At 53.3% G+C, this 10,532-nt stretch carries 8 protein-coding genes; 7 read left to right on the forward strand and 1 reads right to left on the reverse strand.

The genetic code is table 11. The features are described 5' to 3' along the window. The first annotated feature begins 31 nt into the window (after window positions 1-31). From tmk to B9Z31_RS15415, 7 genes are all read left to right on the forward strand, one after another. Complete coding sequence (gene tmk / locus B9Z31_RS14750) at window positions 32-673, forward strand: dTMP kinase (protein WP_100120311.1); 642 nt, start codon at window positions 32-34, stop codon at window positions 671-673. Beyond that, complete coding sequence (locus B9Z31_RS14755) at window positions 670-1,674, forward strand: hypothetical protein (RefSeq protein ID WP_100120312.1); 1,005 nt, start codon at window positions 670-672, stop codon at window positions 1,672-1,674. Before tmk ends, B9Z31_RS14755 begins: the two co-directional genes overlap by 4 nt. 4 nt (window positions 1,675-1,678) lie before the next feature. Further along, entirely contained in the window at window positions 1,679-2,485 is an 807-nt protein-coding gene (locus tag B9Z31_RS14760) for a TatD family hydrolase (protein WP_100120313.1), read from the forward strand. A gap of 6 nt (window positions 2,486-2,491) precedes the next feature. Continuing rightward, window positions 2,492-3,235: an ankyrin repeat domain-containing protein gene (locus tag B9Z31_RS14765; protein WP_100120314.1), complete on the forward strand. Its 744-nt coding sequence runs from the start codon at window positions 2,492-2,494 to the stop codon at window positions 3,233-3,235. Between the two features lie 175 nt (window positions 3,236-3,410). Next, window positions 3,411-5,480 (forward strand): hypothetical protein, encoded by a 2,070-nt coding sequence (locus tag B9Z31_RS14770; protein WP_100120315.1) that lies wholly within the window; start codon window positions 3,411-3,413, stop codon window positions 5,478-5,480. Continuing rightward, window positions 5,480-6,493: an ATP-binding protein gene (locus B9Z31_RS14775; RefSeq protein ID WP_100120316.1), complete on the forward strand. Its 1,014-nt coding sequence runs from the start codon at window positions 5,480-5,482 to the stop codon at window positions 6,491-6,493. Before B9Z31_RS14770 ends, B9Z31_RS14775 begins: the two co-directional genes overlap by 1 nt. Before the next feature lie 4 nt (window positions 6,494-6,497). Then, window positions 6,498-8,351 (forward strand): hypothetical protein, encoded by a 1,854-nt coding sequence (locus B9Z31_RS15415; protein ID WP_143473858.1) that lies wholly within the window; start codon window positions 6,498-6,500, stop codon window positions 8,349-8,351. A gap of 170 nt (window positions 8,352-8,521) precedes the next feature. On the opposite strand, the gene B9Z31_RS14780 is transcribed toward B9Z31_RS15415, so the two are convergent. Then, window positions 8,522-9,682, reverse strand: coding sequence for an IS30 family transposase (locus B9Z31_RS14780; RefSeq protein WP_100120331.1), 1,161 nt, complete (start codon window positions 9,680-9,682; stop codon window positions 8,522-8,524). Window positions 9,683-10,532 lie beyond the last annotated feature (850 nt).

Raw genomic sequence — 10,532 nt, forward strand, 5'->3', positions numbered from 1 at the left:
CGACAATCGGGTTTTCCCAATTTCACACACCATGACACGCGGTTTGTTCATCAGTTTTGAAGGCATCGACGGAGCGGGCAAGTCCACCCACATCGATCGCGTGGCCCATTTGTTCCGCGAGTCGGGCAGGGTGGTCGTCATCACGCGCGAGCCGGGCGGCACCCCTTTGTCTGAAAAGCTGCGCGAGCTGGTGCTGCACGAGCCCATGGACGCCCTGACCGAAGCCCTTTTGATGTTCGCGGCGCGCCGAGAGCACTTGGTGCAGGTGATCGAGCCGGCTTTGGCCCGTGGCGATGTGGTGTTGTGCGACCGTTTCACCGATGCCACTTTTGCCTACCAGGGGGGCGGACGCGGTTTTGACTGGCAGGTGCTGGCCCAACTGGAGCGGATGGTGCAGACCTTGCCTGATGACCATTTGCGCCAGCCCGAGCTGACCGTGTGGTTTGATCTGGACCCGCAGATTGCGGCGCAGCGTTTGGCCACAGCCCGTGTGCCCGACAAGTTCGAGTCTCAACCCGCAGACTTTTTTGCTGCGGTGCGTGCTGGCTATGCCCAGCGGCATGCCGAAATGCCCCAGCGTTTTGCCCGCATCGACGCGGCTCAAAGCCGCGAGGCTGTGGGCTTGGACGTGGACCGAGTGGTGCGTGAATGGCTGAAACGGGTGGGTTCATGAGTGCTGTTTTGAATGCACCTTGGATTGCTCGGCAAGCCCGCGACTTGTTGGCCCAGCGGGGTCACGCTTGGCTGCTGCAAGGCCCATCGGGCCTGGGTCAGTACGACTTGGCGCTGGCCTTGGCATCGGCCTGGTTGTGCGAAAAACCCACGCCGCAAGGCGCTTGTGGTGAATGCGCCAGCTGCCACGCCATTGCGGTGCACACCCATGCCGACCTGGCCGTGCTGATGCCCGAGACGGTGATGTTGGCGCTGGGCTGGCCTTTGTCGGAAAAAGCCCAGGACGAGATCGACAAGAAAACCCGCAAACCCAGCAAAGAGATTCGGGTGGATGCGATGCGCGATGCGGTGGAGTTTTCTCAGCGCACCGATGCGCGTGGGCGCGGCAAAGCGGTGCTGGTGTTTCCGGCCGAGCGCATGAACACCATCACGGCCAATGCCCTGCTCAAGACGCTGGAAGAGCCGCCAGGCGACGTGCGCTTTGTGCTGGCCACCGAGGCCGCGCACATGCTGCTGCCCACCATCCGCAGCCGCTGCCTGGCCCACACCATGAAGTGGCCCGAGGCCGATGAGGCCTTGACCTGGCTGAGCGGGCAGGGCGTGCAGGCCCCTGTGGCGCAGGCTTTGCTGCGCAGTGCAGGGGGCAGGCCGACCGATGTGCTGCGCCAGGCCGAGGCGGGTTTATCGCCCGACTGGTGGGCTGCTTTGCCCAAGGCCATGCGCCAAGGCGATGCCCGGCATTTGGCCGATTTGAGCCCTGCCCAAGCCATCGACGCTTTGCAAAAGCTTTGCCACGACCTGGTGCTGCGCCAATCGGGCGCTGCGCCGCGTTTTTTTGACGCGACCCAATTGCCCGCGAGCAAGGCCTCGGTGTCGGTGCTGACCGATTGGTTCAAGCGCCTGATGCAGTCTGCCCGCACCGCGGAGCACCCCTTCAATGCCGGTTTGATGCTCGAAGCCCTGACCGCCGACGCCCAACGAACCCTGCTCTCTCAGGGTTGAGCCCATGTACACCGATTCCCACTGCCACCTGAATTTTCCTGAGTTGATGGGCCAACTCGACAGCATCCAAGAGGCCATGCGCGCAGCCCAAGTCACGCGCGCCATGGTCATTTGCACCACCATGGAAAAGTTTGACGAGGTGCATCAGCTGGCCATGGCCCACGACAACATGTGGGCCACGGTGGGCGTGCACCCCGACAACGAAGGCGTGCACGAGCCCAGCCTGCAGGACCTGCTCGAAGGTGCGGCCCGCCCCAAAGTCGTGGCCATTGGCGAGACAGGCCTTGACTACTACCAGATGGACGAGCGCAAAGGTGGGCGAACCATCCCCGACATGGCGTGGCAGCGCGAGCGCTTTCGCACCCACATCCGGGCTGCACGTCAGACCCGCCTGCCGCTGGTCATCCACACGCGACAGGCCTCGGACGACACGATCGCGATCCTGAAAGAGGAGGGCGAAACAGGTGGGGCCGAGTGCGCAGGGGGCGTGTTCCACTGTTTCACCGAAAGTCAGGCGGTCGCCAGAGCGGCCTTGGACCTTGGGTTTTACATTTCCCTGTCGGGGATTTTGACCTTCAAGACCGCGGCCGACTTGCGCGAAGTGGCCAAATTTGTGCCCGATGACCGCCTGCTGATCGAGACCGACAGCCCCTATTTGGCCCCTGTGCCGCACCGAGGCAAACTCAACAACCCGTCTTACGTGCCCTATGTGGCCCAACTTTTAGGCGAGTTGCGCGGCTGCAGTTCTGAGGCCATTGGTGAATTGACCACTCAAAATTTCTTGAAGTTGTTCTCCAAAACAGCGGGTTAATTGCTCATGTATAACTTTAAAAAATTAAAAAAGTCCATTGTTTTTATTGGAATTTTTACGATTTCCTGTCCTTCTTTTGCGGGCGCCTATGAAGACTTCTTCAAAGCGGTTCAATTTGACGATGTCAAAACCGTTCAGACCTTGCTGCAACGGGGTTTTGATCCCAATACCGTCAATCCTGCGGGACACAGCGGTTTGATGCTGGCGGTGCGGGAGCCGTCTCTGAAGGTGGCCGAGGTTTTGGCGGCTTGGCCTCAAACCAAGGTGGAGAGTCGAAACGACAAGGATGAAAGCCCCTTGATGTTGGCTGCCCTCAAAGGTCATTTGGCCTTGGTTAAAAAACTCGTGGAGCGCGATGCCGATGTCAACAAAACCGGCTGGACAGCTTTGCATTACGCCGCTTCGGGCGGGCATGTGCAGGTCATCGATTTTCTGCTCGAGCACAGCGCCTACATCGATGCCGAATCACCGAACGGCACAACGCCTTTGATGATGGCGGCCATGTACGGCAGTCCTGAGTCCGTCAAGTTGTTGATTCAGGCTGGCGCCGATTTGAATGTAAAAAACACCGTCGGCATGACCGCCTTGGATTTTGCTGTGCGTGGCAAGCGTCAGAACGCCAAGGAATTGATCGAGACCGGTTTGCAACGTCAAGCGGATCGCGCGGCCAGAATGGCCAAGCCAACACCTGCAGAGCCATCGAAACCTTCAAGTCAGGCGCCGCAAGGGTCTGAATCCTCTACGCGTTAAGACCAGCGGTATGAAGACGTTCACACAAGTAAATTTGATACAGAAAGTTGCCCCCTGTAGCTATAGAGATCCGGCAATTAATAGTAAATTTGATACGGCCAAAAGAAAGTAAATTTGACGTCGTGTGAGTAATCCTTTTTAATGAATCCCATCCAAACCTCTGATCGGAGGCTTTATGGGCGTAAAAGGAAAAATTCGTGATCATTTGATTCACGATGAGGATCTACTACAGACTCAATTTGACCTCAGCACCTGGCCGATGGTTGATGAATCCGCTTTGTCGGAAGCCCGGCGGAAAAAATTCCTCCTTCGTAAAAAAGCGATTGAGCTCTACATCTCGGGAGCCAATGAAGCTCAGTTGCTTAAAAAAACAGGTGAGATCCGAACAAATATTTACAGGATCATCACTTCCAGATGCTTGGCCATTCACCCGGATGGGGATATCTATGGGTGGCGAGGAGCACTTCATTACTACCGTGTCAAAAGTTATGACCGTCAGCATCCTCCCGCACCACAAGCTAACGGGTCTGGGGCTTCCGGTGCGCTTCAGTGGCTCTTTGAAATACCGAAAGCCCGAGACTTAAAAGAGCGTTTTCACAAGCAGATCATTGGCAGTAGCGAAGCGTTAGCGCATCCCAAACCCAATGTGCAGAGGTTGTTTCGATGGTTAATTGGTGAACTTCGAGCGCTTGGCTTAGAAAAGGAAGGTCAGTGGCCTTTCAATACTGAAACGCTCGGGTATCAGTCCATCAGGTTGTACATAAAAAAAGTCACACAGGCACACCCCCTTCTGGCCCTTTCCAAGATTGGAGGTCCAGACGCAATTGCAAAAGCCAAAGCCTCCGATGGAACACGACGGCCTGATTTCAAGCTGTTTGATAGGGTCGAGTGTGATGCCCACAAATTGGACTGCCGTATGGTGGTCATGGTGCCGTCTCCTCATGGCGGTTATGAACCCAGAAAGATCCGTCGTATTTGGATCATCGTGATCATTGACGTCAGATCCCGTGCAGTTCTGGGGTATCACATCAGCTTGCGACGCGAATGCAGTGCGCTCGACGTTCTGATCACCATCAAAAATGCTTTGTCCAAGTGGGCCCCAAGAACCTTGACGTTTTGTGAGGATGGGTACGCAGAGGGCGCAGCCTTGCCATCCGCGCATTCTGAAGTCTATTTGTCTGCTTGCTGGAATGAATTCAGTGTCGATGGCGCGTTGGCGAACGTTTGCCCCAGAGTCGAGGAGCCCTTGCTCCATATCGTGGGCGCCAAGGTCATCAAGCCTCAGGATCCGATGTCTTACAGCTCCAGGCGCAGCAGAGATGATCGGCCATTCATTGAGTCGTTTTTCAGGGTTTTAGCCTCTGGCACCATGCACCGACTTTCTCCGAGCACAGGCAGCAGTCACAAAGATAAGAAAGGGCGAGAACCAGAAAAGATTGCTGCTGAGGTCCAATTCCAACTCGACTATGCCGAGGAGTTGCTGGATGTCACCATCGCGAACTACAACGCCACGCCACATACAGGTCTGGGCTACCGCAGTCCTCTGGCTCAAATGGATTTCTTGTCTTCCAAGACAAAAAACCGCATACGACACGCTGATCCTGAACGCGTAAAAAGAATGGCAGGAACCAGGAAGGTGTGCACATTGCTTGGCGGTGAATACACGGGCAAAAGACCGTATTTCAACTTTGAGAACGCCAAATACACCTCCGAGTGGCTGGTTCAACGTCCGGATCTTCTCGGTAAAAAACTATGGCTTCAACTGGATGACGAAACAGACGCACGCTGGGCCACAGTCTCCGATTCAAATGGACTTATCTACGGAACCGTCCATGTTCAACCGCCGTGGCACCGATCACCCCACACCCTTTACATGCGGCAAGCCATTCGGGCACTTGCGACAAAGCGATTGTTATTTCTGACCGGCAATAGGGATCCCGTCCAGGCGTTAATTGAATACGCTGAGATACATGCCAACAAAAAGCTACCTGTTCATCCGGCCTATCTGCAGGCGCGACGAATCATGATGACCAGCACTCAAGCGTTGGATGAAATGAAGGAGCCGAACTTTTCGGTGCCAGACGTCATGGGTGAAATCAACCGTCAGGCCATGCCCGAAGAGCTGACCAAGGTCTCCGGAGCATCCAAGAAAACGAAGGGCACCTCACCGCCACCTGAGCCGAAACCCAAATCTGCAAGCCAGAGCGCTCCACTTCCCAAGATGCGCATGGCAAAGACCTGGTGATGGAAAACTCAGACTTTCAGCTCGTTCCAGAGCACATCCCCAAAGACCATCCCCTGGTCACGAGAGATTACTCGTTGTTCACCCCCGCCATTGAAAAAATGGTGAGCACCATCGGACGATGGCTGGACGATCAATTTGATGGTGCCACCATTTATGGGGCCTCTCGACTGGGTAAATCTAGCGCTGTGGATAACTGGCTCGAAGGCTTGCTTGCTGCCAGGTATGGAGGATTCATACCGATGGTGATCTGGAGTCATACCGAATCGGGCGGTGCCAGCGCATCCGGGCGGTTTTATGCAAATTTGCTGGAAGCAGCCAAGCATCGGTTGGCCAGATCAACCCGTAGCCCAACGGAACGCTTGGGAATGCTCGTGGACCGTTTTGAACAATTGTCAGCACAGGCGGGCGGACGTTTTGTTGTACTTGTGATTGACGAAGCACAAGGCATGACGATGCGCGAGTGGTTGTGGCTTGTCGAGCTGCACAGCATGCTGGAGAAAAAGAGGATTCGGTTGTGTGTGATTTCCATCGCTTCTGTTCAATTTCGGGATGACCCGATCAATCTCGCCATGGCTGGCGGTGCACATGTCGCTGCGAGGTTCTTGCTTACCGCTGCCAGGTTTCATGGCATTTGCGATGAGGCGCAATTGGGGTACGTGATGTCCGGGTATGACGAAGGCTCTGAATGGCCTGTTGGATCGGGCATTTCTTTTACTGCCAGCATCATCCCTGAGCTTTGGAGCAATGGATTTCGCCTTGCCAGTTATGCGGCACCACTTTGGGAAGAGTTCATCAACCAATTGCCGCATCGCTATGACGGGCCGCATGAAATTCCAATGAAAACCATCTCTGTGGTGTGCAGACGGATTCTCCTTTTGCTGGCGTCTGGACGAGCGGTGTCTGATGTGCTGTCAAAAAAATCCATCAGTGAAATCGTCGAGCATTCTGGCCATGGTGCCCTGATGGCGATTATTTCAGCGGGGGCACCAAGGGGACGAACACCAAAGGGGTAAGCGCATGACAACTCTGACATGGAAGCCAGGCACGCTGTTGCCCTACACGTCACTTTGGCTGACATTGAGAAAACTGGCCCACTTGAACAAACTCAGAATTTCTGACTTTCCACTGAGTGAAGATTTTTCACCCAGGGCGAAACGTGCGCAGAGTCAAAGCCGTTCGGTTCAAAATGTTGATCTTCGAGTTTTGGCTCGATTGATGGGTGAGCCAGTTCAATTGTTTTCATTTTGTGATCATCGATTCATTCCATACTGCTGGCAATTCTTGTTCACACCCCAAAACGGCTACTGCCCAAAGTGCTTGGAGTTGGGATATCACACCAGGCTCTTTTCACTGAAATTGCTTACTCAGTGCCCGATCCACGAGGAGCCTCTGCACGTCGAATGTTCGTGCATGAAGAACGATGGAGAGCGTGTTGATGCCATGTCTCTTGCCTATCCAAATACTTGCCAATGTTCAAGCCTGAAGTATTTCGATCCAGCGCGCTTGCACGGAAACGATCATCGTTTGATCGACACCGAAAAACTCAAGCCGCTTGCCGATTGGTTGACATCGTTGAGCGCCATTTATGTGGCCTCGTACATGAACAGAAAATTTGATGCTTTGCACGAGGAAGAATGGCTCATTCGACTCAAAGAATTGTGTGAAATCCAAGCTATCGCATATCCGAATGCATTGATCAAATATGAAACACCTAATTACCGTTACGCCTACAGAACTAAGAGTATTGAATTTCGAGAGCTACCAAATAAACCTCGGCTGGGAGTCGAGCAGGGTGGTCACACTGATTTTTGGAGAATGAGTTTTGTACCAACAGATGTCTACAAATCTGTAGCGCGGTATTTGCGTCGGCACGTGGTTCCGCGATCTGATTATTGGGTGTGGCAATTCAGAAAGTGCATAACGCCAGAGGCGATTGCGGCACTGCTGCGATCCAACCGGCAAGCCCGTCTTGCATTCATAGAGCTGATTTGGGCCAGAACCGTTGAGCCGACGGTGGACATAAGGCGCTGGGATGAGCGTAATAAATTCCCCCCAGAAGTAGGGTGGTACAGATGCAAATTTTCAGAGTTCTTGGGCGAGGCGTCCGTTGGATTTGAGCAGTACCTTCAGAGGGCGTCAAAAGCAGAGAATTCATTATGGGTCCGAAGTCACGTCTTTGGCCTTTACTGCCTGGCAGTTTGGAAAGAAGCAGAGCGATTTGTTGAATACAAGATCAAACAGGGACGATGCACTTGGTCAACCGATGAAATTCGTCAGTTAAACCTTTTCCAGATCACAGTGACCCGGCCTACTGCACGAAGTCTGGAATTCACAAGCTTTGTGGATGAACCCTTGGCGCTGACACGAAAAATCGGACGAAGCAAATCACAAAGAGTTTTGGATCATGACAACCTTGCCCAAGCGATGAAAGAAAAGTGTGGGTCAGGTCTTTGTTTGACTTGGTCCGAGCGTGATGGTTGGCACACAGCGCCAAGTGTTGAACTCTGTGATGGTTGGAAAATCCACCATGTGTCCATCGCTCCCAGACGACGAATCAAATCAATCCTGGTCTACTCAGGAGGGTACTTTTACCTACGGTTGGTTGACTACAAAATTCAAGTCTTTTCAGTCCGCACGTGCGACCTGTTCGGTTTTATGCGCCTGCAATTTGCTCAATTTTGCAAGATGAACAACCTCTCGCTCTCCAACGATGAGCATAATTTTGCTCACCCTTTGAAGGCTATTTCGAGTCCGCTATGTAGGAGTTTTGATCAATATAAATATTTATGTGAACGTGAAATTGATCGGCATGGATTTTGCGCATCAGATCGTCGTATCGAAGCCTTTCGGTTGAACGGGTTGGTCTCATAGCGAAATGATTTCGTTGAAATATGGCCAATTCAGACCCGGTCACCTATCACTGCCTTGAGGGTGAGGTAGAGGCCATAAGCGGACGATAAGAATATTGCATCAACCTGAGCTTCAGGCTGATTGCAGGCGTTTGTGCAACCTGGTCGGACCAACCTCCATCGACGGCGGATTCAACCGGTCGATGCAACGCATTCGCTGAACATCTCAGCGGGCGTATGGAAGCCGAGCGTTTTGCGCGGCCTCTCGTTTAATTGTCGCGCAATCGCGTTGAGCTGAACCTGCGAATAGCCCGAGATGTTCACGCCCTTAGGTAGGTACTGTCTGAGTAGTCCATTCGTGTTCTCGTTGCTGCCGCGTTGCCAAGGGCTTTGCGGATCGCAGAAGTAAACCTGGATGTCTGTGGCCATTGTGAATTTCTTGTGTGCGTGCATCTCTGTGCCTCGGTCCCAGGTCAGCGATTTGTAGAGCTCTTGGGGCAGTCTGCGGGCGCTCTTGATGAGTGCGTTGACGACCGTCTGCGAGTCCTTGCCATCAAGCTTCACCAGCATCACATATCGCGTTTGACGCTCAACCAGTGTTGCAATCTGGCTGCTGCCACTGCCAAAGACCAAGTCGCCCTCCCAGTGTCCAGGAACGGCTCGGTCTTCTACGCAGGCAGGCCGCTCACTGATCGAAACAGCATCAACGATCTGCCCATGAATTGCTGTCTTCTGGGTGTAGTGACGAGATCGCCGCATTCCGCGGGTGCGCCTGAGGTGCGCCAACAACTCTTTCTTCAGAGCGCCACGTGCTTGAATGAATAGGCTGCGGTAGATGGTCTCATGTGACACGTGATAGCTTTCGTCGCACGGATAAGTATGCTTTAGCCAGCCTGAGATTTGTTCTGGAGACCAGAACATCCGCATTTTTTTCGCCACGATGTGGGCTAATCTGCGGTTCTCACGCAGCTTGCAGCGCTTTGGGCGTCGCGCACGCTCCCAAGTAGCTTGGTCGGCCTGGTTTGCACGATAGCTTTCTTTGCCTCCGTTGCGCTTGATTTCTCGACTGATCGTTGATGGAGCTCGTCCAAGCCTGGTGGCTATGGATCGAATCGATTCGCCAGTGACCAAAGCCCTTGAGATTTCTTCACGCTCGGCAAGCGTTAAAGCGGTCGATGAGCGTGATCGTTGAGCCGGCCTGAACCCGCCTGTTTCGGCGAGTATTCGGTGAATCGACGTGTGTGGCCTATCGAAGATCTTGCCAATTTCATGCAAAGTAAAGCCTTGTTTCCAGCGCTCCCACATCAGCGCTTTCTGGCTATCGGAATAGTAAATCCTTGGTCGTCGCTTCATCTGCAACACTCCTTCCGTTTTCGCGGTGGTTAGTATGTTGCATCGACCGGTTGAATCCGCCACCCAAAGTGGTCATTACTTGCAGTTATTGTGCAATTTCCAATTTTCCTCGTGCCACATCGCTTTTGCAAAGTCGGGCACCCTACACAGCTCAACTTCTGCTGGACCAATGCTTACAGCCTGTTTTGCGGGTGTCTCAGGACGTAAGTCACTTACCCTCTCAGGCGCTGTGCTTTAGATCCGTTGGGAAATAGTGAACACAGCTGCGAAAAAAACCAGCACGATTGCTACTCGCGACATGGACATCTTGGGAATTTGATTGGGAGGTATTTCACAAACACCACCGGGACAAAGTTGCGCTTTCTCCTTGTTCCACAGGTTGTGACCCTGCTGTCCCTTGGTATGCGATAGGATGTCAGCTACATCGCCTGCCAAATTTGCTGAGGCATTTTTTACTTAAAGACTAAGAGTAAATGCATCACACTCTCGTTGGTACCGACCAACATTTTGTTTATTGCATGTGTCGAAAGGCTTGCAGATGAGCAGCCTGCACCGTTCAGCGCTTGCGGCCTTAGGAGCGGCCTTTTTGTTTGGAGCCAGTACGCCCTTCGCCAAACAACTTCTGGGAGATGGGCCAAACTCATCCATTCCCTTTATGTTAGCGGGCTTACTTTATTTGGGCATCCGGATTAAACGGTGGACGGAGTGGGATGACTCTGACAGGTTTGAACCTGTAGACTCCGGATTATTGGGTGGACACCGTGTTCTTTTGAAAGTGTTCGTATTCCATGATTGAACGGTAATTGTGCGTTGTGGTAGCGTAATTGCATAGTTGCAGCAAGGCAGAGAT

Source organism: Limnohabitans sp. G3-2, from assembly GCF_002778275.1.
Classification (GTDB): Bacteria; Pseudomonadota; Gammaproteobacteria; order Burkholderiales; family Burkholderiaceae_C; genus Limnohabitans_A.

Coding starts and splice junctions, on each gene's coding strand:
- tmk (WP_100120311.1), top strand. CDS start 32: ATGACACGCGGTTTGTTCATCAGTTTTGAAGGCATCGACGGAGCGGGC.
- B9Z31_RS14755 (WP_100120312.1), top strand. CDS start 670: ATGAGTGCTGTTTTGAATGCACCTTGGATTGCTCGGCAAGCCCGCGAC.
- B9Z31_RS14760 (WP_100120313.1), top strand. CDS start 1,679: ATGTACACCGATTCCCACTGCCACCTGAATTTTCCTGAGTTGATGGGC.
- B9Z31_RS14765 (WP_100120314.1), top strand. CDS start 2,492: ATGTATAACTTTAAAAAATTAAAAAAGTCCATTGTTTTTATTGGAATT.
- B9Z31_RS14770 (WP_100120315.1), top strand. CDS start 3,411: ATGGGCGTAAAAGGAAAAATTCGTGATCATTTGATTCACGATGAGGAT.
- B9Z31_RS14775 (WP_100120316.1), top strand. CDS start 5,480: ATGGAAAACTCAGACTTTCAGCTCGTTCCAGAGCACATCCCCAAAGAC.
- B9Z31_RS15415 (WP_143473858.1), top strand. CDS start 6,498: ATGACAACTCTGACATGGAAGCCAGGCACGCTGTTGCCCTACACGTCA.
- B9Z31_RS14780 (WP_100120331.1), bottom strand. CDS start 9,682: ATGAAGCGACGACCAAGGATTTACTATTCCGATAGCCAGAAAGCGCTG.